The 26,880-nt window shown below is 52.3% G+C and carries 24 protein-coding genes and 1 pseudogene; 11 read left to right on the top strand and 14 right to left on the bottom strand.

Features of this window, described 5'->3' with window-relative positions; genetic code table 11:
* Position 1: 1 nt before the first annotated feature.
* The 9 genes from selB to F4V61_RS13010 all read right to left on the bottom strand — a co-directional run bounded on the left by selB (position 2) and on the right by F4V61_RS13010 (position 9,761).
* A complete protein-coding gene (gene selB / locus F4V61_RS13050) occupies positions 2-1,861 on the bottom strand; it encodes a selenocysteine-specific translation elongation factor (protein WP_080160958.1) in 1,860 nt (619 codons plus the stop codon).
* Positions 1,858-3,249, bottom strand: a complete 1,392-nt coding sequence (gene selA / locus F4V61_RS13045; protein WP_058344906.1) for an L-seryl-tRNA(Sec) selenium transferase — start codon at positions 3,247-3,249, stop codon at positions 1,858-1,860. Before selA ends, selB begins: the two co-directional genes overlap by 4 nt.
* A gap of 98 nt (positions 3,250-3,347) precedes the next feature.
* Positions 3,348-3,956: a glutathione S-transferase gene (locus tag F4V61_RS13040; protein WP_000766676.1), complete on the bottom strand. Its 609-nt coding sequence runs from the start codon at positions 3,954-3,956 to the stop codon at positions 3,348-3,350.
* 77 nt (positions 3,957-4,033) lie between these two features.
* Positions 4,034-4,327: a DUF202 domain-containing protein gene (locus F4V61_RS13035; RefSeq protein WP_000522189.1), complete on the bottom strand. Its 294-nt coding sequence runs from the start codon at positions 4,325-4,327 to the stop codon at positions 4,034-4,036.
* A complete protein-coding gene (locus tag F4V61_RS13030) occupies positions 4,318-4,698 on the bottom strand; it encodes a YidH family protein (protein WP_000056963.1) in 381 nt (126 codons plus the stop codon). Before F4V61_RS13030 ends, F4V61_RS13035 begins: the two co-directional genes overlap by 10 nt.
* Positions 4,682-5,563 (bottom strand): MurR/RpiR family transcriptional regulator, encoded by an 882-nt coding sequence (locus F4V61_RS13025; protein ID WP_000115714.1) that lies wholly within the window; start codon positions 5,561-5,563, stop codon positions 4,682-4,684. The genes F4V61_RS13030 and F4V61_RS13025 overlap by 17 nt, the downstream gene beginning before the upstream one ends.
* 45 nt (positions 5,564-5,608) lie before the next feature.
* Positions 5,609-6,472, bottom strand: a complete 864-nt coding sequence (locus tag F4V61_RS13020) for an aldose 1-epimerase family protein (RefSeq protein ID WP_000455436.1) — start codon at positions 6,470-6,472, stop codon at positions 5,609-5,611.
* A 9-nt stretch (positions 6,473-6,481) separates the two neighbouring features.
* Entirely contained in the window at positions 6,482-8,209 is a 1,728-nt protein-coding gene (locus F4V61_RS13015) for a sulfatase (RefSeq protein ID WP_080160957.1), read from the bottom strand.
* 13 nt (positions 8,210-8,222) lie between these two features.
* The gene (locus F4V61_RS13010; protein ID WP_000088636.1) at positions 8,223-9,761 is read right to left on the bottom strand and encodes a PTS transporter subunit EIIC; all 1,539 of its coding nucleotides are present in this window, start codon (positions 9,759-9,761) and stop codon (positions 8,223-8,225) included.
* A 290-nt stretch (positions 9,762-10,051) separates the two neighbouring features.
* On the opposite strand from F4V61_RS13010, the gene F4V61_RS13005 reads away from it, so the two are divergent.
* Positions 10,052-10,393 (top strand): hypothetical protein, encoded by a 342-nt coding sequence (locus tag F4V61_RS13005; protein ID WP_232081985.1) that lies wholly within the window; start codon positions 10,052-10,054, stop codon positions 10,391-10,393.
* A gap of 35 nt (positions 10,394-10,428) precedes the next feature.
* Here F4V61_RS13005 and F4V61_RS13000 read toward each other — a convergent pair whose 3' ends face one another.
* Together F4V61_RS13000 and F4V61_RS22405 are read right to left on the bottom strand one after the other, a co-directional pair.
* A complete protein-coding gene (locus F4V61_RS13000) occupies positions 10,429-12,102 on the bottom strand; it encodes an aryl-sulfate sulfotransferase (protein ID WP_080160956.1) in 1,674 nt (557 codons plus the stop codon).
* Between the two features lie 147 nt (positions 12,103-12,249).
* Positions 12,250-12,366, bottom strand: a pseudogene (locus tag F4V61_RS22405) (hypothetical protein); the annotation flags it as partial.
* Between the two features lie 546 nt (positions 12,367-12,912).
* Here F4V61_RS22405 and mtlA point away from each other — a divergent pair.
* The 3 genes from mtlA (at position 12,913) to mtlR (ending at position 16,691) form a co-directional block, all read left to right on the top strand.
* Complete coding sequence (gene mtlA, locus F4V61_RS12995; RefSeq protein ID WP_000093295.1) at positions 12,913-14,826, top strand: PTS mannitol transporter subunit IICBA; 1,914 nt, start codon at positions 12,913-12,915, stop codon at positions 14,824-14,826.
* Positions 14,827-14,955: 129 nt separating this feature from the next.
* Positions 14,956-16,104, top strand: coding sequence for a mannitol-1-phosphate 5-dehydrogenase (gene mtlD / locus F4V61_RS12990; RefSeq protein WP_024132088.1), 1,149 nt, complete (start codon positions 14,956-14,958; stop codon positions 16,102-16,104).
* A complete protein-coding gene (mtlR, locus tag F4V61_RS12985) occupies positions 16,101-16,691 on the top strand; it encodes a mannitol operon repressor MtlR (protein ID WP_000983430.1) in 591 nt (196 codons plus the stop codon). Before mtlD ends, mtlR begins: the two co-directional genes overlap by 4 nt.
* Before the next feature lie 9 nt (positions 16,692-16,700).
* Here the strand turns inward: mtlR and F4V61_RS12980 are convergent, their stop codons facing one another.
* The gene (locus tag F4V61_RS12980; RefSeq protein ID WP_001062564.1) at positions 16,701-16,910 is read right to left on the bottom strand and encodes a hypothetical protein; all 210 of its coding nucleotides are present in this window, start codon (positions 16,908-16,910) and stop codon (positions 16,701-16,703) included.
* Between the two features lie 289 nt (positions 16,911-17,199).
* Between F4V61_RS12980 and F4V61_RS12975 the strand changes: the two genes are divergently transcribed.
* From F4V61_RS12975 to trmL, 5 genes are all read left to right on the top strand, one after another.
* Positions 17,200-17,562 (top strand): YibL family ribosome-associated protein, encoded by a 363-nt coding sequence (locus F4V61_RS12975; RefSeq protein WP_080160955.1) that lies wholly within the window; start codon positions 17,200-17,202, stop codon positions 17,560-17,562.
* Between the two features lie 272 nt (positions 17,563-17,834).
* The gene (lldP, locus tag F4V61_RS12970; protein WP_080160954.1) at positions 17,835-19,490 is read left to right on the top strand and encodes an L-lactate permease; all 1,656 of its coding nucleotides are present in this window, start codon (positions 17,835-17,837) and stop codon (positions 19,488-19,490) included.
* On the top strand, positions 19,487-20,263 hold the full coding sequence (gene lldR / locus F4V61_RS12965) for a transcriptional regulator LldR (protein ID WP_038397403.1): 777 nt from the start codon (positions 19,487-19,489) through the stop codon (positions 20,261-20,263). The genes lldP and lldR overlap by 4 nt, the downstream gene beginning before the upstream one ends.
* Entirely contained in the window at positions 20,260-21,450 is a 1,191-nt protein-coding gene (lldD, locus tag F4V61_RS12960) for an FMN-dependent L-lactate dehydrogenase LldD (protein WP_001635973.1), read from the top strand. The genes lldR and lldD overlap by 4 nt, the downstream gene beginning before the upstream one ends.
* Positions 21,451-21,514: 64 nt before the next feature.
* Positions 21,515-21,988, top strand: coding sequence for a tRNA (uridine(34)/cytosine(34)/5-carboxymethylaminomethyluridine(34)-2'-O)-methyltransferase TrmL (gene trmL / locus F4V61_RS12955; RefSeq protein WP_038397402.1), 474 nt, complete (start codon positions 21,515-21,517; stop codon positions 21,986-21,988).
* Between the two features lie 67 nt (positions 21,989-22,055).
* Here trmL and F4V61_RS12950 read toward each other — a convergent pair whose 3' ends face one another.
* Positions 22,056-23,060 (bottom strand): LacI family DNA-binding transcriptional regulator, encoded by a 1,005-nt coding sequence (locus F4V61_RS12950; protein WP_001537635.1) that lies wholly within the window; start codon positions 23,058-23,060, stop codon positions 22,056-22,058.
* Between the two features lie 317 nt (positions 23,061-23,377).
* Here F4V61_RS12950 and F4V61_RS12945 point away from each other — a divergent pair, with 317 nt between their 5' ends.
* Together F4V61_RS12945 and F4V61_RS12940 are read left to right on the top strand one after the other, a co-directional pair.
* On the top strand, positions 23,378-24,574 hold the full coding sequence (locus F4V61_RS12945; protein ID WP_079781307.1) for an L-talarate/galactarate dehydratase: 1,197 nt from the start codon (positions 23,378-23,380) through the stop codon (positions 24,572-24,574).
* Positions 24,575-24,647: 73 nt separating this feature from the next.
* Positions 24,648-25,958, top strand: coding sequence for an MFS transporter (locus tag F4V61_RS12940; protein ID WP_079827435.1), 1,311 nt, complete (start codon positions 24,648-24,650; stop codon positions 25,956-25,958).
* Between the two features lie 82 nt (positions 25,959-26,040).
* On the opposite strand, the gene cysE is transcribed toward F4V61_RS12940, so the two are convergent.
* Complete coding sequence (gene cysE, locus F4V61_RS12935) at positions 26,041-26,862, bottom strand: serine O-acetyltransferase (RefSeq protein ID WP_001112111.1); 822 nt, start codon at positions 26,860-26,862, stop codon at positions 26,041-26,043.
* Positions 26,863-26,880 lie beyond the last annotated feature (18 nt).

Here is a 26,880-nt window from a genome sequence, read left to right as displayed (position 1 = left end):
ATTAAACATTGCATTCTTTTTGTTGAAATAATAACGCATCACGTAATAAATGATCATTCCCACGACGACGTGTAAATCCAATCCGGTCAAAATATTCAAGGATCTGAATAGCCAATTTCCGCCCTACATTCAGCCTATCGCGAAAATCCGCCGCGCAGGTCGATCCTCTCTCTTGATCCAGCTCGCGGATCATATTGGCGAAAGCGACAATCCGATCGTTACGATAGTACCGATCTTTGACGATCGCGGTAATGATGCCTTGCTGTGCCGCCTGCCGCAGCGCCAGCCGCATTAATTGTTCCTCCGTCCCGGTCTCTCTCGCCAGATCCCGTACCCACCAAGGCTCATCGCCAAATAACGGCTCGACTTTTTGCCAGACGGCCTGCTGCTCATCGCTAAATCCCGCTTTATGATCCGGCAGATGCAACCAACCGTGATGGCTATGAATCAGGCCGTCGTCGCGCATCCGCTCGATCAGCATCAGGACCAGCGCTTCATCCTCCATCGGCAGGGCCATGCGGCGTAAACGCTCGCGTCCCGGCCCCGGTTCATCGCGGTGCTGTTCGTGGTAGGTCGCCAGCGTATCGAGAATTTTACGCTGCCAGCGGGCGGCGACGGGCGCGCTTAACAGATTGTCTCCGGCCTGGATAAAACCATGCTGCTCAATAAGTTGACGCATACCGGGATGATTAAGCTGGCGCGCCCAACCGAAATCCGGCAGGTTGACGGCGCCGCGTTCCAGATGAATGGCCAACGCCGCGCTATCGTCCTTCGCGGCGGCAAGCGTTGAAAGCCACTGCAAATAATCTGGCTTACGTTTACCGCGACGCGGCGCGTTAAGCGTCACCACGCGCGCGCCGGCAAGGGTGGCGCGTGCGGAAATATCACGCAACACCAGTCTGTCATTATCGGCCAGCCACAACGGCGTATCAAAAATCAGCTCTGCCAGCGCGCCTTCCAGCAAAGAGACGCGACCAGTCACATGGCTGGCGGCATGGTGAATATGTAGCGGTTGCCATTGGGAAAGCGGCGCATGAAGCGCCAGAGAAACGATCACCCGGGAAAAAGCCTCCCCCGCCGGCGCATCGGAAAGCAGCCAGTCGCCGCGGTTAAGCTGCTCCTTCTCCGCATCGCCCGCAATATTGAGCGCAATACGTTGCCCGGCATACGCATGGTCGGTGGGCTGATTTTGCGCGTGTAGACTTCGTACGCGCATCGGCGTATTAACGCCGGTCAACCATAGCGTATCGCCAACTTTCACTTCTCCGCTCAGCGCCGTTCCTGTCACTACCAGCCCTGCCCCTTTCACCGTAAACGCACGGTCGATAGCCAGGCGGAAGCGATGCTGCGCAGCGTGCAAACGTGCGGGAAGTTGCTGTAAATGGGCGCGAAGGACTGCAATACCGCGTCCTTCATTGGCAGCGGTGACAAATAAAACGGCATCGGCGAAACCATAGTTGTCAAGCGTCGCCAGTACCTCTTCACGAACTTCACGGATACGCGCCTCGTCCACGCGATCGGCTTTGGTCAGCGCGACGGTGAGCTGAGGATTACCCGTCAGTTGCAGGATCTGTAAATGCTCGCGCGTTTGCGCCATAACGCCATCATCACAGGCGACCACCAGCAAAGCGTGATCGATACCGCCTACGCCCGCCAGCATGTTGGAGAGAAATTTTTCATGTCCGGGCACGTCGATAAAACCCAGCACACGACCATCCGGCTGCGGCCAATAGGCATAGCCCAAATCGATAGTCATACCGCGTTTTTTCTCTTCCGGCAGGCGATCGGCATTGACCCCGGTAATCGCCTGGAGCAACGTCGTTTTACCGTGGTCTACGTGTCCGGCAGTTGCAATAATCATTTCAGCATCATCTCCATAAACCGGCTTTCGTCTTCAAGACAGCGCATATCCAGCCATAAACGGCCATCATAAATTCGGCCAATGATCGGTACAGGCAACGTGCGCCAATGGGCCGCCAACGCCTCCAGCCGGCTACCGCGCCCGTCGTGCGGGGTAAAGGTCATGGCGGCGCTGGGGAGGCGGTCTACCGGTAATGAACCGCTACCGATTTGCGACAGGCAGGGCTTAACCTCCAGCATAAATTCGTCGCCGTAACGCGCTACCAGCCGCGCCTGTAACCGTTGCGCCTGCTCGCGAATTGACGCTTCACTGCGGGTTAACAGACGCAGCGTGGGTAATTTCTCCGACAACGCCTCTGGGTGCAGATACAGACGTAACGTCGCCTCCAGCGCCGCCAGCGTCATTTTATCCGCGCGCAGAGCGCGTTTCAGCGGATGGCTTTGCAGTTGGGCAATCATCGCTTTTTTGCCGACGATGATCCCAGCCTGCGGCCCGCCCAGCAGCTTGTCGCCGGAGAAACTCACCAGACTGACGCCAGCGGCAATTAACTGCTGCGGCATCGGCTCCTTGGGTAAGCCATATTGACTCAAATCTACCAGCGAACCGCTGCCCAGATCCGCCACCACCGGAATATCCAGCTCTCGCCCGATTTCCGCCAGCTCGGCTTCCTCTACCGCTTTGGTAAAGCCTTCAATGCTGTAATTACTGGTATGCACCTTCATCAACAGACCGGTATTTTCATTTACCGCCTGACGATAATCTTTCGCGTGCGTCCGGTTCGTGGTGCCCACTTCGTGCAGCGTACAGCCCGCCTGGCGCATGACATCCGGGATACGAAACGCGCCGCCGATTTCGACCAGTTCGCCACGCGAAACCACCACCTCTTTGCCGCTGGCAGTCGCCGCCAGCATCAGCAATACCGCTGCTGCATTGTTATTGACGATACAGGCGTCTTCCGCCCCGGTTATACGGCATAACAGCGTCGCCAGCGCCCGGTCGCGATGCCCCCGCCCGGCGCCGTCCAGATCGTATTCCAGCGTTACCGGCGCGCGCATCGCCTGCGTTACCGCATCAATCGCTTCTTGCGCCTGCCAGGCGCGGCCAAGATTGGTATGCAGCACCGTCCCCGTCAGGTTAATGACCGGGCGCAGCGCGCTTTGCGCCGCTTTTTCCAGCCGAAGGTTTGCCTCTTGCGCCCAGTCTGCGCACCAGTCGGGAAGCGTCTGCGTATTCCGTATGACGTCGCGCGCGTCGTCGAGCATTCGCCTAAGCAGATCAACCACCTGAGTATGGCCATACTGATCGCACAGAGAAAGAAAGGCGCTATCGTGCAATAAGCGATCGATAGCAGGGAGCTGGCTGTAGAGTGTACGCGTTTCGCTTGTCATGAAAATGCCCGGCGGTTGGTGGCCCTCTCCTGGCTGGAGAGGGATATCGACATGAGGGGGATTGTAACGTGAGTTTGCTCAGGCGGACATAATGCGCGTCAAGCCTTCGGCGCTTCGGTGCGGGCAAAGCTTTCGCGTTGAAAAAGCGTTTCGACCAGCTTGACCAGGTGGTGGCGGCCAACGCACCAGCCCGGCGCGACCCGGCGGAAGTTGAGATAGCCTACCGCACAGGCAATCGCGATGGTCGCCAGATTCACTGTATCCGTTTTTAATGTCCCGTCGGTCAGATAGCTTTCTAGCATATCCAGACTGCGGTTAATTTTTTCCCGCTGGCGCAGCAGTTCCGTTTCCGATTGCTGCGCTACCGGACGCGCCTGTTCGCGCACAGAGACCAACGCGGCATCCATAATGCCGTCAGCCAACGCTTCTAACTGACGCACCCTGAGCGATGCCAGAGGATCGGCGGGTAACATCGCAGGGGCGATACCCTGCAGCTCAATATATTCCGCAATAATCGGCGAATCGAACCAACATTCCCCTTTCTCCGTCACCAGCGTCGGCACCTTGCCCAGAGGGTTGTACTGCGCCACGCCATTATCCGCCTCGTAGGGTAGTTCGTTAACAAATTCAAAGGTGATACCCTTTTCCAGCAACAGAATGGAAATTTTGCGCACAAAAGGGCTGGTATAGCTGCCGATGAGTTTCATGCCGTGTCCTTTTTGCCAACAAAAAATTAAACGAAACCTTACCCAGCAGGTGAGTAAGGGTCTTCAGCAAGTATGGCTCAGACGCCAATAAAAAGGCGAAAAATGAAGAGCAATCCCAACACCAGGCTGCTGGCAACAACAGAGAATGAGACATATAGCTGATTTTTATAGCGTTGATCCAGCAGGACGAGTAGTGCGCAACTTATCAGTAGGAGACCAGCAACCGCATAAGGCCATTCGCCATAATGAAACCAACTCCGCAAGGTTAAAAAAGCAGGGATCAGCATCGAAAATGCTGTACGTCGCCAGGACAGCTCGGTACGTTCAGGCTGTAAGCCGGCATCGCGGATAGTTTGAACCTCTAGCCCCACAACATTACCCCAAGTAATAGCGCCATGATGATAAGAAACAGGGATAGCGCACAGATAAAACGGCTGTAATACAACTGCTGGTCAAGACGCATCGCATACTCGTTATGCCGCCAGCGACGCCACGCCTGCCCACCAAGTACCGCCCCAGCGACGACAAGACATAACGCCAGAGAGTGCCTTAAAAACGGAGAGGAAAGTTGTGGAGAAAACTGTTCGATCCCTACCGCCCCTGCCATTAATGCGAGCGCCGTGCGGATCCAGGCTAAAAACGTTCGTTCATTGGCGAGGGTAAAACGATAATCGGGTTTTTTACCCGCCAGCCACCATTTACCAGCAGGTTTTGGAGCAAAGTCATTATCCTGAAGACTCACGTTTAATCCTTTCTTTTATCAAAATTTCTTTTATCGATAAGCCAGTCATACCACTGTCGCGCAGATTGTGGCGCGTAATTTCGGTACATAAGAACTCAATAATAAAAAGCTGAGAAATACGCGTTGAGATAGAATCTCCCTGCATAGGACCTGCTTCTCCGCTGGTCAGCCAGAAAGTGTTGGCAAGTTCATTAAGCGGTGAGTGAGGACTATGTGTGATCGCCAGCGTATATGCGCCTTTTTTCTGCGCAAGGCGAAACGCGTTAACTACTTCCGGCGTCTCTCCGGAGTGTGAAAATGCTACGACCAGGTCATCCCTTTTCAGATTGGCGAGTTTTAGCGTCATCGTGAAACGATCGGTAAAGGCGTCTGAATCAATGCCCAGCCGATTCATTTTGTCGCGGGCTTCGAGCGCCGCTAATCCTGATGCGCCAAACCCAACGAACATAACCCTGCGGGCAGAAAGAAAACGCTCTACCACTGGCTTGACGATTTTCATATCCAGCAGCCCTATCGTTTCCCTGGCTGAGGTTTCAATAGTCAGAGCAATTTTCTGCGCCACATCATTACGTGAATCATCAAGAAAAATGTCAGGAGAAGAGGGTAACGATAAATCATTTTCCGCCAACAGTTCCCGTTTAAGATCCGCTTTCAGATTAAGCAATCCACCATAGCCAACTTTCTTGCAAAAACGCACGATGGTCGCCTCGCTGACGCCAATTTCCTGTGCCAACTTTTTGACAGGAAATTGCACCACGAGCCCCGGTTGTTGCAGGATATAACCGGCGATTTTTGCATCAGTTTCCCCCAGACTACCGAGAATATTGGCAAGATATACGCGCACGTTTTCTTTATTCACACTCATTACGGGCTCCCCTGACCGTGAGATAAGTCAGGTAGTTTATCCCGCTTATTGTTCGGTGTCTGCCGGGAACCTGACAGAGATCCAATGGCGATGTTGCTCGCCCGAACGCAACCATTGAATGCCGCGTTTATGGGCGACCTGCCCATCAAAATGCGGATCATCCGTCGTCCCGGATAACGCCTCGACACACAGCAAATCTGCGCCAGGCACGCCCCACAGCGCAAGCCAGGGCGAGCTGGCGGAAAACACGATCTGCTCATGTCCCAGGGGCGAACACACCGCCCATTGATTCTCCTCACCCGGAACTAAATAGACTGCTCCACTAACAAACGTCTGCGGCTGGAGCTGAAAAAGTGTCGACGTGGCGGGTGTCCTGGGGATCTCCAGCGTTCGGTTAACGGTGGGAAAAGGCCCCTGACAAGGATGGTTGAATCGCACCTGCCAGCCAGGTTCACTGGCTACCGGCAGCGCGAAACCCGGATGCCAGCCAAGCGAGTAACCCCATGCCTGATGGTCTTCGTTAAGCACCTTCCAGGTGACGTTCAGCCCCTCATCCTCTAATGACCAGTCAAGTTGAATACGCCATTTGAAAGGCCATACCTCTCGCGTGTCATTGTTATCGCTAACCTCAAGCCGCAGGTGTGTAGCATCATGTGCCAGGCAACGAAACGTTTGCTGGCGTAGAAAACCGTGCGCGGAAAGAGGGAAAAAGCGCTCATCCTGCCATAATCCGCCGTGAATCAATTGCCCTACCACCGGAAAGAGCTGCGTCGCCGAGTTATTCCACACCCCAGGCTGGGGTTGCCATATCCAGTTGCGCTGGCGATGTTTGTCCCAAAGCAGCGTCAGCTCCGCGCCGATGTCCCTGACCATCATCCGAAAACGGGCATTTTCTAAATACCATTCCATATCGGCGCCTTAGGCAGTACGTAATAACAGACGCGTCTGGTAAACCATCGCGCGATGCTTATCACCATGGAATAAGGTATCTATAAGTTTATAGATGTCCGCCTCCTCAACTGGTTTATCATGGCGTAGCGTGAAGGCATCCGCCGCGCTATTGCGTATCAGAAAAGACAAGGCCTCAGCCACACCGGGATGCGCACATTCATAACCGTTGCACTTTTGCTTCTGGCGGCAGGCGAAATCTGCATCACGCTCAGGAGATAGCGGGTCCAGTTCAAAACGGGTATACAGCTCTGGCGGCGCATCATGCTGTTGCATCAACGGGATCATGGCGCTGGCATAGCGATGAGACAGCGCTTCATCGTTGAGTGGGTGACATTGTTCGGGATCGTTCTTAAGGTCGAAAAGCTTATCGCCAAACCGCCACGGATTAAGATAACCAAAGGTCGCCGGTATTTGCATCACTTGGGTCCCTTGGGTGAAATCAAAGCCAGGGTGAATGCGGATATCCTTCAGCTCATCAATTTTGAACGGACTGTCAATGCGCGTCGGCATCAGCGTGTATTCATACAGATTCGCTTTATGTTGCTCACGCGGGCATCGCATATAGACGTACTCACCGTCGGTGATGTTGATATGACCACCGAAATAACCAAACAGAGCATAATCACGAACAGGCTTATCACGCTCAATGGCTGAGCGAAGCGGTTGTCCGGTCATTGTTGCCGGTCTGGGTATCTCAAAATACTCCATCAGAGTAGCGGGGATATCCACGGTTTGCGCCAACGCCTGACGTCGGACACCGCGTATTTTGCATCGCGGGTCACGGATGAAAAACGGTGTATTGGCGATCTCGTTATACACCGGCATGATGTTTTTACCCCACCATTGATGCTCGCCCAATAAGAAACCGTGATCGGTACAGACAATAAATAGCGTGTCATCCCACAAATTGAGCGCCTTGAGCTTATCCATCACCTGTCCAAGGTAATCATCACACATAGTGATCAAGGCCTGGTAGAATTTGCGGACCTTTTCATCATCCTTACCGCCCGGCGCACCGCAGTAATAAGGAACCCAACCATCAAACTCTTCCGGCTTACAGCCGTATTGCGTGAGATATTTTTCCGGGACAAAAAAGGGTTCATGCGGATCAAAACATTCAATTTGCAGAAACCAGTTATCCTGCTCACAGTTGTTTTGAAGGAACTCCATCCCGGCGCTTATCGTACGATGAGTAAAATGTTCCTGTTGGGTTGGCATGGCCGCTCGATTGATCAGATCCTGGGTCATGCGCCCAGCACGGCGGCGTAGCGTTTCTTCATCTTCATTGCCCTGCCAGCGAATCACTGGTTTCTCTACCTGTCCTTTCCAACAGTCGCCCTCCTGACCGCGAATAAATTCAAAGGTGGAGTAGCGCGTGTGGTAGGTCGCCCCGCCATCTCGCCAGTAGTGCTTATGGTCAGTCACCATGTGTGTATGCACGCCATGCTGACGCAGCGCCTGCATCGCGGAAAAGTCAAACGGCTCCAGCGGCCCCCAACTGCGATGCAGGAAGTTGTAGCGTCCCGTATGCAGTTCACGGCGGGCTGGCATGCAGGGCATACTGCCGACATAGAAATTATCGAACTGCGCAGACTCCTGAGCCAGGCGCGTAAAGTTAGGCGTGATTGCATCGCCGCCATAGGGGGCAAGATGATTGCGCGTCAGGGTGTCAAACATCAACATAACTGCTTTCATAAGACATCTCTCTTTATGAACCGATAAATTCTTCAACTTCGTTTTTAATCAGCGTGACATGTGGGCCATACACAACCTGTACTCCCTGACCGCGAATAAAAGCGCCTTTACTCCCCAAGGACTTAAAGCGCTCCAGATTAACCTTTTCCGGCGTATTGACGGTTATACGTAACCGCGTAGCACAGCAGTCAACATCAGCAATATTATTGCGACCGCCTAATGCCTCAACAATGCCCGCAGCGCGCGTATTGCTGCCCACGTCAGCGGTGACGATATCTTCAGATTCATCTTCCCGACCTGGCGTTTTTAGCTGCCGCCACTGGATCAAAAAACGGAACGTGAAGTAGTAGACGCAGAACATGACCACACCCAGCGGGAATATCATTATCCAGTTTGTTTTGGCATTACCTTGCAGTACGCCGAAGAGTAGAAAATCCACCAGCCCGCCAGAGAAGGTCTGCCCAACGGTAATTTCGAGAATATGCGAGAACATAAACGCGAAGCCGGTTAACACGATATGCACCACATACAGCAGCGGCGCACAAAACATAAAAGCGAACTCCAGCGGTTCGGTAATACCCGTTACAAATGCAGTTAACGCCGCGGAAAGCATCAGGCTGGCGACTTTCTTTTTGTTCTCAGGTTTTGCGCAGTGATAGATAGCCAGCGCGGCGCCCGGCAGGCCAAACATAAAGTCAGCAAAGCGCCCGGCCATAAAGCGTGAAACGCCGATGTAGTACTGCGTGACTGAAGGATCGGCCAATTGAGCGAAGAAGATTTTCTGCGTGCCTTCAACAACGTGTCCATTGACGACCGCTTCACCACCGACGCTGGTTAACCAAAAAGGCATATAGAAGAGATGATGAAGGCCGAGGGGGATCAGACACTTGAGGATTATGCCGTAGATCAGCGTACCGAGATAACCCGTGCTTTCCACCAGAATGCCGAGGTAAGAAATACCAGCCTGAATATGCGGCCACACCCAAAACAAGACGATGCCAAGAAAAATGGCGAAAAACGAGGTCATGATAGGCACAAAGCGTGAGCCGCTGAAAAATGCCAGCATATTAGGCAACTGCGTTTTACCATACCGACCATGCACCCATGATGTCAGCAAACCACACATTACCCCACCCAGAACACCAGTTTGCAGCGTGGTAATGCCCAAAACGCTGGCTTGCCCTACGGCGGCTAAATTCTCTGTCGCCAGCGTGCCAGTCAAAAGCAATAAGGCGTTGATGGCTTTATTCATCATCAGAAAACACAGCACGGCCGCCAGTCCGGCAGTCCCTTTGTCGCTGCGCGCTAGGCCAACGGCAATTCCCACCGAGAACAACAGTGATAAATTGTCAAAAACCACACTGCCGCACAGGCGCATAATGGTAAAAATCGCCTGAACGATTTCGTTGTTCAAAAAAGGGTAAGTCGACACCGTAATGGGGTTGGTAAATACGCCACCGAATCCCAGTAACAAACCGGCGGCGGGGAGAATAGCGATAGGTAACATAAACGACTTACCCAGATTCTGTGCTCCAGAAAATAACCTGCTCATACGAATCCCTGATATTGGTAAATGAAGTTTTAATTTCACGAATATAATTATTTAATGAAATTATTGTTCCAACCATTCGCTCACTTTGTCAACGAAAGACGCTGAAATAGTGACGCTCGTCACCAAATATTTTCTGCCGCCGTAACGGAGAGTTGTATGCAGCGCCCTTTTAACTTGATGGGAAAGTTTTTACTTATCAATGGAATACGTTTTTTATTACTGGTTTATCTGAGGACAGGATATGGCGCACTGGAACCGCCACAGCCGTAGCGCCATATGGATGAAAAGATATGGATGAAAAGATGGGGAACATGACATCAGTTAGTACATCGCCGCGCATCCCACTAACGAAATTGGATTTACCTGGCAAGGCGGCGATGTCGATTGTTGCGACCACTATGTTTACCCTGAACATCATCCGGGGAGTTTACGCTGCGAATGGCGATTCACCTGTCATGGTGGTTACCCTAAGCATCGTATCTGTTCTGCAGCTCATCGCTGGCATAACCTGTGATTATGAAGGTTATAAAGCGATGTTCAGTCATATGGCCCCTTATATGCGATTTATGGCGGCACAAATACAGCGTCAACAACCGCCTGCCGCCATCATGGAATTTCCCTCGACACTTTAAAGTAAGCCAAATAGGAAGAAAACATCCCGGTTCGATTAAGCAGAATAAATATTTATGTTTTCAGGATACATTGGGGCACGGGTTGCTTTAAAATTGAAGTAAACAAAATAAGGAGTTAACTCCCAAGAAAATTCCATTCCCCAAATAATCTCTTTTGTTTCTTTCAGAACTTCATAAACACAAGCGTGAGGATAAATATCATTAAGGATAAGCTCATTATCAGGATCGCCATAATGTGTACCCACGTTGATGCCTTCACCATTCAGGCAAATTCCCCCCGCATTGACGATATAGGTAGTATCATGATCGCGCACGCTACCAACGAATGAACCATAGTGTCCGCTTCCGAGTTCTTGTCCAAACGTCCAAACTTTCTGAATCGTCATAGTGCTACGATTAATGCGATAACGTGAGCACTGTGAATAATTTGAGGAAGCCGGAACAGCCAGTGTCTGATCATAACTGCGATAGTTACCATTATTAAAAATGATATAATCTGCAAGGTTATCATCTTCCGGCTGATCGGCGGGGATTGAAACAGAATGCTGCCCCCAGTTCCAAAACTCCAGATTAGCAGTAGTATCATCAATAATGTTTCCATTCTCATCAATAGGTGTTAGCAATTTACTCTGGTAAGCCTCGACCCAATTATCATGAGGACCCATAATCCAGTTAATATCATCTAACTCTAATGTATGATCGAGTTCTGCGGCTGTCTGCATAAAAGAAATTATAGCATCCTGATGACGCCCTGAAACAATAAAGCTCTGGTTTCTTACGTCATAAACAGAACGGTTATTATGAAACCAATCTTTATCGTCATTATCACTTTGTGCATTCACATTAGGAATAGCCACGCGTGTAGTATCCAGCACTTCACGCATTCTTAACTGATAAACAGTATCTGAAGATTCGGGATAATTGATAACTTCCGACACATCCATGACAAAGTTATCAGGATGAGAATCATCCTCGGTAGTAATCAGTAATTGACCGTTATCGAGTTCGAACCAATCATGATGCATACGGGAAGTTAAAATAGTTTGCTTCAGGCATCGTCCCAGTATATCTACTTCACGAAGTTCATAAAAACCGAAACTGATAAGAAAATTACCGTTTGCTAGACGCTCAATATCCGACCATTCAGAATTAACATAGTCCCCCTGTAAAATCCAGCGTACGTTACGTTTACTGTCTACACCAAAAATATAGGCGGACTGCGGGGCCATAAACGTAAGTCCTTCTGCCATAAGATCAAATTTTTCTGTATATTCGAAATTTTCTATTTTGCCTAACACTGGCATTAATACAGGGACGTCAGGTAAAGCTTGTGTTTGAATAGTGTAATTTTTAGTTTCAACGGTGCCATCTTCATAACTTACTGTAACATCAACCTTATTAGCGCTATCAGGATAAAGACCTGCAATAGGTATAAAATGATCCAGATGCCATTGACCTTGCTTAGAAAAATCAAAAGCGATATCTGTTTGTGTATCACCAATACCTATCGTAATACTAATTTGCGCTGGACTCTCTGTTCTAAAACAAAGTAAAGCTGAAAGCATATTGCACCGATAGGGGTCGGTAATAATTAAAGGAGTATCAATGGTAGGAGCAAATTTATTATATTTCATATGAATTTGCTGCCAAGCAGAATCATGTTCTAACTTCAGATTGCGGAGAATCGTTCGTGTTGTATTACCAGACATATAACCACCTTGTTAATTACGTAAATAAGTCACCAGTACGTTCGTATATAGATGATATTTAACCTACGCCTGAGACCGTAATAACAGAAATAAAACAATATAAAATAACCATAACATTCAGAATTTATATTTCTCCTTCCGAAGAAATCAATGATCAAGGCAGAAATAGTACATCCAACTGGTCATACGCAGCAGAACTTTGCGCATCACCGAAACATGGCTGAAATGGTCGAAGTAGCCCGCCACTTGGGCGTAAACTCCATTTAGAAACCTATTTGCACCGGATTCATGCTAATAGGCGTTTCCGGATGGCAGGCAGCCGATGCAATGCTGGCTGATATTTTTAACATAATTCGGGTTGGCGAGTTTCGCCATTACACTAACTTAACGTTTTTCACGACGAGAGGTTGCTCGATTACATTGCAAATTGCTGTCAGGCGAAGAACGTGTCCAGAATCGCTTTAACGCGCTGGCCACCAAAAATATCCTGTGATTAAGATCACAAAAATTCAACAAAGCACCAAAATAAAAATGTGAAACATATCACATAAAATTGTCATTTAAGGTCTGAAAATCGGATTAGTTGTTTTTTTACACAGTAAATTTGCGATCAACATCACATCAATTACCTCCCTACCCCCTATATTTATGTGATCTAAATCACACTAACTACCACTGTCTGGACAGTTGAACGATTCAGTGCCAGATTGCGCAGTATCTACACTACAGGGTCCGGCTACCTCTGCCGCTACATTAACAAACCTCGGGCTTTTCAGCCTGCGCGAGAGCAACATAAGAAGGGGTGTTTTTATGTCATCCGATATTAAGATCAAAGTACAAAGCTTTGGTCGATTCCTCAGCAATATGGTGATGCCTAATATCGGCGCGTTTATCGCGTGGGGTATTATCACCGCATTATTTATTCCGACAGGGTGGTTGCCTAACGAAACGCTGGCGAAACTGGTCGGTCCGATGATCACCTACCTGTTGCCGCTGCTGATCGGTTATACCGGCGGTCGTCTGGTTGGCGGCGAACGCGGCGGCGTGGTGGGCGCTATCACTACCATGGGCGTTATCGTCGGCGCGGATATGCCGATGTTCCTCGGCTCTATGATCGCAGGTCCGCTGGGCGGATACTGCATTAAGAAATTCGACAGTTGGGTAGACGGTAAGATCAAATCCGGTTTTGAGATGCTGGTGAACAACTTCTCCGCTGGCATTATCGGTATGATCCTCGCCATGCTGGCGTTCCTCGGCATTGGCCCGGCGGTTGAAGTTCTGTCCAAAATTCTGGCGGCGGGCGTTAACTTCATGGTGGCGCACGATATGCTGCCGCTGGCATCCATTTTTGTTGAACCGGCGAAAATCCTGTTCCTCAATAACGCGATTAACCACGGTATCTTCTCGCCGCTGGGTATCCAGCAGTCCCATGAGATGGGTAAATCCATCTTCTTCCTGATTGAAGCTAACCCGGGTCCGGGGATGGGCGTCCTGCTGGCGTACATGTTCTTCGGTCGCGGCAGCGCTAAACAGTCTGCGGGCGGCGCGGCAATTATCCACTTCCTGGGCGGTATCCACGAGATCTACTTCCCGTATGTGCTGATGAACCCGCGTCTGATTCTGGCGGTAATTCTCGGCGGTATGACCGGCGTATTCACCCTGACCATCCTGAACGGCGGTCTGGTCTCTCCCGCCTCTCCGGGTTCCATTCTGGCGGTCCTGGCAATGACGCCAAAAGGCGCTTACTTCGCTAACATCACTGCCATCGTGGCGGCAATGGCGGTCTCCTTCGTGGTCTCTGCGATTCTGCTGAAAACCAGCAAAGTGAAAGAAGAAGATGACATTGAAGCGGCTACCCGTCGTATGCATGACATGAAAGCGCAGTCCAAAGGCGCCTCTCCGCTGGCGGCTGGCGATGTCACCAACGACCTCAGCCATGTACGTAAAATCATTGTCGCCTGCGATGCCGGTATGGGTTCCAGCGCGATGGGCGCAGGCGTGCTGCGTAAGAAAGTACAGGATGCGGGTCTGAGCCAGATCTCCGTCACCAACAGCGCCATTAACAACCTGCCGCCGGATGTCGATCTGGTCATCACCCACCGCGATCTCACCGAGCGCGCGATGCGCCAGGTACCGCAGGCGCAGCATATTTCGCTGACCAACTTCCTGGATAGCGGCCTGTACACCAGCCTGACCGAACGTCTGGTTGCCGCACAGCGCCACAATACCAATGAAGAGAAGGTCCGCGATCATCTGAAAGACAGCTTTGAAGAGGGCGATAACAACCTGTTCAAGCTGGGTGCGGAGAATATCTTCCTCGGACGTAAAGCGGCCACGAAAGAAGAGGCGATTCGCTTCGCTGGCGAGCAGTTGGTGAAAGGCGGCTACGTACAGCCGGAATATGTCGACGCGATGCTGGAACGTGAAAAACTCACCCCGACCTATCTGGGCGAGTCTATCGCAGTGCCGCACGGTACGGTGGAAGCGAAAGATCGCGTACTGAAAACCGGCGTGGTGTTCTGCCAGTATCCGGAAGGCGTGCGCTTCGGCGAGGAAGAAGATGACATCGCGCGTCTGGTCATCGGCATCGCCGCTCGTAATAATGAGCATATTCAGGTGATTACCAGCCTAACTAACGCTCTGGATGACGAGTCCGTGATTGAACGTCTGGCGCACACCACCAGCGTCGATGAAGTGCTGGAACTGCTGGCAGGTCGTAAGTAAGTTCTGTTTGCCCGGTGGCGCTATGCTTATCGGGCCTATGGTTTCCTCTCCCGCAAGGGAGAGGGTTAGGTTGAGGGGAAAGCCTCACCCCAGCCCTCTCGGGTAAAAACATTAATGAAGGTTAATACTATGAAAGCATTACATTTTGGCGCAGGTAATATCGGTCGTGGCTTTATCGGCAAATTGCTGGCTGACGCGGGGATACAACTGACGTTTGCGGATGTCAATCAGGTGGTGCTTGACGCCCTGAATGCCCGTCATAGCTATCAGGTTCATGTTGTGGGTGAAAATGAGCAGGTGGATACGGTTTCCGGCGTTAACGCGGTAAGTAGCATCGGCGATGAGGTGGTGGAGTTGATTGCCAGCGTCGACCTGGTGACGACCGCTGTCGGCCCGGTGGTGCTGGAACGTATCGCTCCGGCTATCGCTAAAGGGCTGGCAAAACGTAAGGCGCAGGGCGTGGATGCCCCGCTGAATATCATCGCCTGCGAAAATATGGTGCGCGGCACCACGCAGCTCAAAGGTCATGTGATGAACGCGCTGGCGGATGGCGATAAAGCCTGGGTTGAACAGCACGTCGGTTTTGTCGATTCCGCCGTTGACCGTATCGTGCCGCCTTCCGCTTCCGCCACCCATGACCCGCTGGAAGTAACGGTAGAAACCTTCAGCGAGTGGATCGTCGATAAAACCCAGTTTAAAGGCGCATTGCCGACCATTCCGGGAATGGAGTTAACGGATAATCTGATGGCCTTTGTCGAGCGTAAGCTCTTCACGCTGAACACCGGTCATGCTATAACCGCGTACCTCGGCAAATTAGCCGGTCATCAGACCATTCGCGACGCTATTCTCGATGAGAGTATTCGCGCGGTGGTTAAAGGCGCGATGGAAGAAAGCGGCGCGGTGCTGATCAAACGCTACGGTTTTGATGCCGACAAACATGCGGCATACATTCAGAAAATCCTCGGTCGTTTTGAAAACCCGTATCTGAAAGATGACGTCGAACGCGTAGGCCGTCAGCCGCTGCGTAAGCTCAGCGCAGGCGACCGTCTGATCAAGCCGCTGCTCGGCACCCTGGAATATGGTCTGCCGCATGTGAATCTGGTGAAAGGGATCGCGGCGGCGATGCATTTCCGTAGCGATGAAGATCCTCAGGCGCAGGAGCTGGCGGATATGATTACCGAAAAAGGCCCGCTGGCCGCGCTGGCGCAAATCTCCGGGCTGGATGCCAATAGCGATGTGGTGGCGGAGGTGGTTAACGCATATAACGCGACCAAATGATGCAGAACCCGGCGCAGGTTAGCCTGCGCCCGGATAACAGATTGTCAGATATGCAGGCAATAATGGAACAAACCCAGGCCTTTGAAAATCGTGTGCTTGAGCGTCTGAATGCTGGCAAAACCGTACGGAGCTTCCTGATCACCGCCGTCGAGTTATTGACCGAAGCGGTGAATATTCTGGTGCTTCAGGTGTTTCGCAAAGACGACTATGCCGTGAAATACGCTGTGGAACCGTTGCTGGACGGCGACGGGCCGCTGGGCGATCTTTCGGTACGTCTGAAACTTATCTATGGTCTGGGCGTACTCAGCCGCACCGAATATGAAGATGCGGAGCTGTTAATGGCGCTGCGCGAAGAGCTGAATCACGACGGCAATGAATACGCCTTTACCGACGATGAGATCCTCGGGCCGTTTGGCGAGCTGCACTGCGTCATGGCGCTACCGCCGCCGCCGCATTTTGATACGTCCGACGCGGCGCTATACGCCATGCAAATTCAGCGCTACCAGCAGGCGGTGCGTTCGACAATGGTCCTCTCCCTGACCGAGCTGATTTCTAAAATCAGCTTAAAAAAGGCCTTTCAAAAGTAAATCCCGCCGTTAGCCTCTTTCTTCTTCTTTTGGTCGGTACAGCCGCCGGTAATATTCCAGGCGCTGCAAAAAAATGGGCGCGCTCTCCGGCGGCACTTCGGAAGGAACATAGTTATACGGCGGCGTTTTATTCAGGTACTCACGGAACGCCTGGCTGGACGCCATAAAATCGACGGCTTTATCAATAAGAAGTGGTACGCTCTCACCTATTTTTGCCATGATAGATCCTCCATGGGTGACCCGCGTTTAATTCCCGCGGCCGCTTATTTGAGTTTAGGATCGATTTAGCATGGTCATTGAGGAAAATGTGCTTAATCGCTTTTCTTACCAGCAAAAAGGCGCTTCGTCTTTTCTTTCGAAAAAAGGACTTTATTCTCAAATAGATAGATAAATTATTAGTGGTATAATGCTTATCGTAACTGATTATCTTTATGCCATGAGTTGTGAAGAATCGCCCACTGCGCGCATACTATAGGGTATCTACCCCATTTCTGTCAGAAGCTATCCAATGAAAGAAGTCGAAAAAAACGAAATTAAACGCCTGAGCGATCGTCTGGACGCTATTCGCCACCAGCAGGCAGGTCTCTCGCTGGTTGAATCCGCTGATAAATATGCGGAGCTGGAAAAAGAAAAAGAGACACTGGAAGCAGAAATCATCCGTCTGCGCGAAGTACACAACCAGAAACTGAGTAAAGAAGCGCAGAAGCTGATGAACCTGCCGTTTCGCCGCGCCATCACTAAAAAAGAGCAGGCCGATATGGGCAAACTCAAAAAAAGCGTACGCGGTCTGATCGTGGTGCACCCGATGACGGCGCTGGGCCGGGAAATGGGGCTCAAAGAGATGACAGGCTTTAGTAAAACGGAATTCTAAACATTGACCGGGCGGCGCTTTCGCTTACCCGGTTCTTCCCTTCTTACTGGCCGGGCTATTGGCCCTACCAATCCCTACCGAATCCGACCAATGGTTCACATTTCATTAAATTAACTCTACACTACCGTTGCCAATAAGTAACACTTGGTTAACTATTCGTTGTCATTATCCATACACAACAATATTGGCAGGACCACTTTTACACATAATGTGACCCAACGAGATGAGCAAAGATTCATCCCATTATGCGTGTGGTTCTCAGGAGACCTGCAATGAATCTCTGGCAACAAAACTATGACCCGGCGGGTAATATCTGGCTTTCCAGCCTGGTAGCATCGCTCCCGATCCTATTTTTCTTTTTCGCCCTGATTAAGCTCAAGCTAAAAGGCTATGTTGCCGCCTCGTGGACGGTGGTTATCGCACTCGCCGTCGCGCTGCTGTTCTATAAAATGCCGGTGGATCACGCGCTGGCATCGGTCGTGTATGGCTTCTTCTACGGGCTATGGCCGATTGCCTGGATCATTATCGCCGCGGTCTTCGTCTATAAAATTTCGGTAAAGACCGGGCAGTTTGACATTATCCGCTCGTCAATTCTGTCGGTGACGCCCGATCAACGCCTGCAAATGCTGATTGTCGGCTTCTGCTTTGGCGCGTTCCTTGAAGGCGCGGCGGGTTTCGGCGCGCCGGTGGCGATTACCGCCGCGCTGCTGGTAGGGCTTGGCTTTAACCCGCTATATGCGGCAGGACTGTGCCTGATTGTAAACACGGCGCCGGTCGCATTTGGCGCAATGGGAATCCCGATTCTGGTTGCCGGACAGGTCACCGGCCTGGACAGCTTTGAAATCGGTCAGATGGTCGGTCGTCAGCTACCGTTCCTGACCATTATCGTCCTGTTCTGGATTATGGCGATTATGGACGGCTGGCGCGGCGTGAAAGAAACCTGGCCTGCGGTGATGGTCTCTGGCGGTTCATTTGCTATCGCCCAGTATCTCAGCTCCAACTTTATCGGGCCGGAACTGCCGGACATTATCTCTTCGCTGGTCTCTCTGGTGTGTCTGACGCTGTTCCTCAAACGTTGGCAGCCGGTGCGCATCTTCCGCTTCGGCGATATGGGCGCGTCGCAGGTCGATCAGACGCTGGCCCGCACCCGCTATACGAAGGGGCAAATTGTTCACGCGTGGTCGCCGTTCCTGTTCCTGACCGCCACGGTCACTCTCTGGAGCGTACCGCCGTTCAAAGCGCTGTTTGCCCCCGGCGGCGCGCTGTATGACTGGGTAATTAACGTTCCGGTACCGTATCTCGATAAACTGGTCGCCCGTATGCCGCCGGTCGTACACGAAGCGACCGCTTACGCTGCGGTGTATAAATTTGACTGGTTCTCCGCCACCGGCACTGCGATCCTGTTTGCCGCGCTGTTGTCTATCGTCTGGCTGAAAATGAAACCCTCAGCCGCAATCCAGACCTTTGGCAGCACGCTGAAAGAGCTGGCGTTGCCGATTTACTCCATCGGCATGGTGCTGGCGTTCGCCTTTATCTCGAACTATTCCGGGCTTTCTTCTACGTTGGCGTTAGCGCTGGCGCACACCGGCGGCGCCTTCACGTTCTTCTCGCCGTTCCTCGGCTGGCTGGGCGTTTTCCTGACCGGCTCGGATACCTCGTCTAACGCGCTGTTTGCCTCCCTACAGGCTACCGCTGCGCAGCAAATCGGCGTCTCTGATGTGCTGATGGTGGCGGCGAATACCACTGGCGGCGTAACCGGGAAGATGATCTCGCCGCAGTCTATCGCTATCGCCTGCGCGGCGGTGGGACTGGTAGGGAAAGAGTCCGATCTGTTCCGTTTTACCGTCAAACACAGCCTGATCTTCACCTGTATGGTGGGCGTGATCACCACGCTTCAGGCCTATGTTTTAACCTGGATGATTCCGTGATTGTAATGCCAAAACGCCTGTCAGACGAGATTGCCTCTCGTGTGCGGGCGCTGATTGAAGAACAAAACCTGGAGGCGGGAATGAAATTGCCCGCCGAGCGCCAGCTAGCTATACAGCTTGGCGTATCACGCAACTCTTTACGCGAAGCGCTGGCGAAGCTGGTCAGCGAAGGCGTGCTGGTGAGCCGTCGCGGCGGCGGGACATTTGTCCGCTGGCAGCACGAAACCTGGTCTGAACAGAATATCGTGCAACCGCTGAAAACGCTGATGGCGAACGATCCAGACTACAGTTTCGACATCCTGGAAGCCCGCCACGCCATTGAAGCCAGTACGGCCTGGCATGCCGCTATGCGCGCCACCGCCGCCGACAAAGAGAAAATCAGAATCTGCTTTGATGCGACGCTCAGCGAAGACCCGGATCTCGCCTCCCAGGCCGACGTGCGCTTTCATCTGGCGATCGCGGAAGCCTCGCACAATGTGGTGCTGTTGCAAACCATGCGCGGTTTCTTCGACGTCCTGCAATCCTCCGTCAAACAGAGTCGCCAGCGTATGTATCTCGTTCCGCCCGTATTTTCAAAGCTGACGGAACAACATCAGGCGGTAATGGACGCCATTTTGGACGGTGACGCCGACGGCGCGCGTAAAGCGATGATGGCGCACCTCAGTTTTGTCCACACCACCATTAAACGATTTGATGAAGACCAGGCCCGGCAGGCACGTATTACCCGCCTGCCCGGCGACCATAATGAGATGACCAGGGAGAATAAATCATGATTATTTCAGCAGCCAGCGATTATCGCGCCGCAGCTCAGCGCACGTTGCCTCCTTTCCTCTTCCACTACATCGACGGCGGCGCGTATGCGGAATATACCCTGCGCCGAAATGTGGAAGACCTGTCGCAAGTCGCTCTGCGCCAGCGCGTGCTGAAAAATATGTCCGATTTAAGCCTGGAAACGACCCTGTTTAACGAAACGTTGTCGATGCCAGTGGCATTAGCGCCGGTAGGTCTGTGCGGCATGTACGCCCGTCGCGGCGAAGTACAGGCCGCCGCCGCCGCGGACGCAAAGGGTATTCCGTTCACCCTTTCCACCGTCTCCGTCTGTCCGATAGAAGAAGTAGCCCCCACGCTTAAACGCCCCATGTGGTTCCAGCTCTACGTATTACGCGATCGTGGTTTTATGCGCAACGCGCTTGAACGTGCGAAAGCGGCGGGCTGCTCCACGCTGGTCTTTACCGTGGATATGCCGACGCCGGGCGCGCGCTACCGTGACGCCCACTCCGGGATGAGCGGCCCAAACGCGGCCATGCGCCGTTACTGGCAGGCGGTCATGCACCCTAAATGGGCGTGGGATGTCGGTCTGAACGGTCGTCCGCATGATTTAGGCAATATTTCCGCCTATCTGGGTAAACCGACCGGCCTTGAAGACTACATCGGCTGGCTGGCAAATAACTTCGATCCGTCCATCTCCTGGAAAGATCTGGAGTGGATACGCGAATTCTGGGACGGCCCAATGGTGATCAAAGGGATCCTCGATCCAGAAGATGCCCGCGATGCGGTACGTTTCGGCGCTGACGGTATCGTGGTGTCGAATCACGGCGGCCGCCAGCTCGATGGCGTGCTCTCTTCCGCCCGCGCCCTGCCCGCCATTGCCGATGCGGTGAAAGGCGATATCGCCATTCTGGCGGATAGCGGGATTCGTAACGGGCTGGATGTCGTGCGTATGATTGCGTTGGGGGCCGATACCGTACTGCTGGGTCGGGCCTATCTCTACGCGCTGGCGACGGCAGGAAAAGCCGGCGTCGCCAACCTGCTGGATCTGATCGAGAAAGAGATGAAAGTCGCCATGACTCTGACCGGCGCGAAATCGATTAGCGAAATCAGTGGAGATTCACTGGTGCAGGAACTGGGGAAAAGTTTGCCCGCCGCGCTGGCGCCAATGAGCAAAGGCGATGCCGCCTGAACGCCTGGCGCGTGAGAGCCCGCTAAATTTCTGCTATTCTGCCCCCCGCATTTAAGGGGGCATCATGCTTAACATCGTACTCTTCGAACCAGAAATCCCGCCGAATACCGGCAACATCATCCGTCTTTGCGCCAATACCGGCTTTCGTCTGCATATCATCGAACCGATGGGGTTTACCTGGGATGATAAGCGCTTACGCCGCGCAGGGCTGGACTATCACGAATTCGCCGCGGTTCAGCGCCATCACGATTATGCCGCCTTTATCGCCGCCGAAAATCCGCAGCGCCTGTTTGCGTTGACGACAAAGGGTACGCCCGCCCATAGCGCCGTAAGCTATCATGATGGCGATTATTTGATGTTTGGCCCGGAAACGCGCGGCCTGCCCGCCAGCATTCTCGATGCGTTGCCTAAAGAGCAGAAGATTCGCATTCCGATGATGCCGGATAGCCGTAGCATGAACCTGTCGAATGCGGTGTCGGTGGTGGTGTATGAAGCGTGGCGCCAGTTAGGATACTCCGGCGCGGTATTGCGGTCGTAATATATTCAATGCCGGATGGCGGCTAACGCCTGCTCCGGCCTGGCCGATCCCGATGGCATGTTCCCGTTTATGCGGACTCTCGCTCAATCAAATGAAAACCAATATCCACAATAGCTTCTGCGCACGGTTTCTGTTCAATACGATCGGCCAACAACGTAGCGGCGCGCTGGCCAATGGCGCGTCTGTCAACGCTTACGGTAGTAATTGACGGTCGATTGCTGGCGGCAAAATCAAGGTCGCCAAAACCAATAACCGCTAAATCATGCGGGATGCGCAAACCACGGCTTTCCGCCTCCATCATCGCCCCCTGTGCCAGGGTATCAGAACTGCAAACAATGACATCAAACGTCCCTTCGTCAAAAAGCTGGCTTAAACCGCTGCGCCCCAGCGAAAGCGATGCCGGAAGGGGGACATCTACCTGCGGTACGGCATGAATAGCGTGGCGTTGAAGAACACTACATAACCCCTGCTTACGTTGCGCGGCTCGGCGATCGGCAGTCCACAACAAGCCGGGACGACGATAGCCCTTACTCAGAAGATACTCCCCCGTCGCCTGCCCGACTTTTTCATGGGAAAAACCGACCAGCATATCAAGCGGCGTGGGCGTTAAGTCCCAAATTTCCACCACCGGAATAGCCGCGTTCAGGATGACCTTTTTCAGTTCTATCGTGTGATGGATCCCGGTAAGCACCACGCCATCGGGGCGGCGGGAAAGCAGTGTCGCCACCAACTCCGCTTCCGTTTGTTCGGTATATCCCGCCACGCACAGCAATATGTGATATCCGCGTCGGGCCAGTTCATCGCTCAGCGACTGGATGGTATCGACAAACATGTTGTTGTTAATTTGCGGCACGACGACAGCGATTAATTTACTCCGTCGCGACGCCAGACCACCGGCTAACGCGTTGGGTATGTAGCCTGTGACGCGAACCGCCTGCATGACTTTCTCAACCGTTTTGGGGCGAACCAGTTGTGGCGAATTCAATGCCCGGCTGACTGTCATCGGAGACAGCCCGGCGCTACGTGCTACATCTTCCAGCGTCGGCGCACGAGGTGATTTGGTTCTCTTCACGTCTGATGCCCCTGCAAAGATTGGCTGATTTATCCGCGCATTATTCATCATGCCTGCGGCTATTGCCAGCTTCGCATCAGGAAAGGCCGTAAATACAGTAGCTTATCAAGCTCAGTCATTACAAAATGATAGCGCCATCATTTTGTATTATGCATTTCCCCAGATATTTTTGGATCGTGATCCATTTTGCAATAAATCCTGCTTTTTATACGACATATGTGATCAAATGTTCAAATCAACATCAACTTTCTGGATCCTGCGCTCGCTTAATAATAAAAATGTTAGCGCAATCATTTTGTGATTATCAGGAGAAAAAAATGGCTTTAAGCACGAATTCCGACGCCGTAACGTATGCAAAAGCGGCGAATACCAGAACCGCGGCAGAAACCGGCGATCGTATCGAATGGGTGAAGCTATCACTGGCTTTTCTACCGCTGGCGACGCCAGTGAGTGACGCGAAGGTACTGACCGGTCGCCAGAAACCTTTGACCGAAGTGGCAATCATCATTGCCGAAATCCGCAGTCGCGATGGCTTTGAGGGCGTTGGTTTTAGCTACTCCAAACGTGCTGGCGGCCAGGGTATTTATGCTCACGCCAAAGAGATAGCCGATAATCTACTGGGCGAAGATCCCAATGATATCGACAAAATATACACTAAGCTGCTGTGGGCCGGAGCCTCGGTGGGGCGTAGCGGGATGGCGGTACAGGCTATCTCCCCTATCGATATCGCCTTATGGGATATGAAGGCTAAACGTGCCGGTCTGCCACTGGCAAAACTGTTGGGCGCGCACCGCGACTCCGTTCAGTGTTACAACACCTCAGGGGGGTTCTTGCATACACCGCTCGATCAAGTGCTGAAAAATGTGGTGATTTCCCGCGAAAATGGCATTGGCGGTATTAAGTTGAAAGTCGGACAACCCAACTGCGCTGAGGATATTCGCCGCTTAACCGCAGTACGTGAAGCGCTTGGGGATGAGTTCCCGTTAATGGTTGACGCTAACCAGCAGTGGGATCGCGAAACGGCTATCCGCATGGGGCGTAAAATGGAACAGTTCAATCTTATCTGGATTGAAGAACCATTAGATGCTTACGACATCGAAGGCCACGCCCAGCTTGCTGCCGCGCTGGATACGCCTATCGCCACCGGGGAAATGCTGACCAGTTTCCGGGAACACGAGCAGTTGATTCTGGGCAATGCCAGCGATTTCGTTCAGCCAGATGCGCCGCGTGTCGGCGGTATCTCTCCGTTCCTGAAGATTATGGATCTGGCGGCGAAACACGGGCGTAAGCTGGCGCCGCACTTTGCGATGGAAGTACACCTGCACCTTTCCGCAGCGTATCCCCTGGAGCCGTGGCTGGAACATTTCGAGTGGCTGAACCCATTATTCAACGAGCAACTTGAGCTGCGCGATGGCCGCATGTGGATTTCCGATCGTCATGGTCTGGGTTTCACGCTCAGTGAACAAGCGCGCAGCTGGACACAATTAACATGTGAATTTGGCAAACGCCCTTAACCCGACTGGCGGGAATCCGTCCCGCCTCTCTTACCTTACAGGATGCATTCTGCCCTTATCTGAGGAGTAGATAATGAACACAATAATAAAGCGCACAAAAGTGCGTCATACCATTCTTATATTTTTATTTCTTGCTACCGTATTTAATTATGCGGATCGCGCAACTCTATCCGTAGTTGCCCCAATAATGAGTAAAGAATTAGGTTTTGATCCGGAAGCAATGGGCCTGGCCTTCTCCTCATTTGGTATTGCCTATGTCATTATGCAACTACCCGGCGGTTGGCTATTAGACCGCTACGGTTCACGACTGGTTTACGGTTGCGCATTGATTGGCTGGTCGTTAGTAACCATGTTTCAGGGAACGATCTATCTGTATGGCAGCCCATTAATTGTACTGGTTATTCTACGTCTGCTGATGGGCGCGATTGAAGCACCTGCCTTTCCGGCGAACAGTCGTTTAAGCGTACAATGGTTTCCCAATAATGAACGAGGTTTCGTTACTTCAGTTTATCAGGCTGCGCAATATATCTCTCTGGGCATTATCACCCCGCTAATGACGATCATTCTGCATAATTTAAGCTGGCATTTTGTCTTCTATTATATTGGCGCTATTGGTGTGATGCTCGGTATATTCTGGTTAATGAAAGTCAAAGATCCGATGCACCACCCAAAAGTTAATCAAGCGGAAATTGACTATATTCGTAGCGGTGGTGGCAAGCCCTCTCTGGGCTGTAAAAAGGAGCCGCAGAAAATAACGTTCGCGCAGATTAAAACCGTCTGTGTTAACCGGATGATGATCGGTGTTTACATCGGGCAATTCTGCGTCACCTCTATCACCTGGTTCTTCCTGACCTGGTTCCCGACCTACCTGTACCAGGCGAAAGGCATGTCGATTCTGAAAGTCGGTTTTGTGGCCAGTATTCCAGCCATTGCCGGTTTTATTGGCGGCCTGCTCGGCGGCGTGTTCTCCGACTGGCTGCTCAAACGCGGCTATAGCCTTACCATCGCGCGGAAACTGCCTGTTATCTGCGGTATGTTGCTCTCTTGCGTAATAGTGATCGCCAACTACACCTCTTCAGAATTTGTGGTCATTGCGGCGATGAGTCTGGCCTTTTTTGCCAAAGGGTTTGGTAACCTGGGCTGGTGCGTACTCAGCGACACCTCGCCGAAGGAAGTTCTGGGTATTGCCGGCGGCGTATTTAACATGTGCGGCAATATGGCAAGCATCGTTACGCCGCTGGTCATCGGCGTGATTCTTGCCAATACTCAGTCGTTCGACTTTGCCATTTTATACGTTGGCTCGATGGGACTTATTGGTCTCATTTCATATCTGTTTATCGTCGGCCCGCTGGATCGCATCACGCTGACATCATCCGCAGCCTGATTGTCCACATTGCGAATTCTTCGCTCCGCTGTTCCGGGATTGCACTCCATCGGAACAGCGTTTTTTAGTTGTACCGCGCAATTCAGATGCCGTCGCCATACTCAAACGTATGGTGTATCCCGTTGAAATGCTGGTCCATATCCATCGACGGCTTATCGCTGCCCGGCTTGCCGACAATACGCGCCGGAACGCCTGCGGCGGTAGTGTGCGGCGGGACAGGCTGTAAAACAACGGAACCTGCGCCAATTTTCGCGCCGCGCCCCACCTCGATATTGCCGAGAATTTTCGCGCCGGCGCCAATCATCACGCCTTCGCGGATTTTAGGATGGCGATCGCCGCTGGTTTTCCCGGTACCGCCCAGGGTGACGGATTGCAGGATCGACACATCATCCTCAATAACCGCCGTCTCCCCCACCACAATACCGGTGGCATGGTCGAGCATAATCCCGCGGCCAATTTTCGCTGCCGGGTGAATATCCACCTGAAACGAGACCGAAATCTGATTTTGCAGGAAGATAGCCAGCGCGCGGCGACCTTTATTCCACAGCCAGTGGCCGATGCGATAGGCCTGTAGCGCATGAAAGCCTTTCAGATATAACAGCGGCGTGGAGTATTTATCCACCGCCGGATCGCGAGTGCGCACTGCCTGAATATCGCAGGCTGCCGACGCGATCATTTCCGGGTCGGCGGCATAGGCTTCTTCAACCACTTCACGGATAGCGATAGCGGGCATGATGGGCGAAGCCAGTTTATTTGCCAGCATATAGCTCAGCGCACTGCCCAGATTTTCATGCTTGAGTAGCGTGGCGTGATAAAAACTGGCCAACATAGGCTCACAGTCAGCTAAAGCGCGGGCTTCAGCTTTAATATTCTTCCAGACGATTTCCAGTTCTTCACACGGCATGGCTTACTCCAGACGGGC

Origin of the sequence: Salmonella enterica subsp. arizonae (assembly GCF_008692845.1) — a bacterium.
Lineage (GTDB): Bacteria > Pseudomonadota > Gammaproteobacteria > Enterobacterales > Enterobacteriaceae > Salmonella > Salmonella arizonae.
This window is presented reverse-complemented; position numbering and strand designations above follow the sequence as displayed.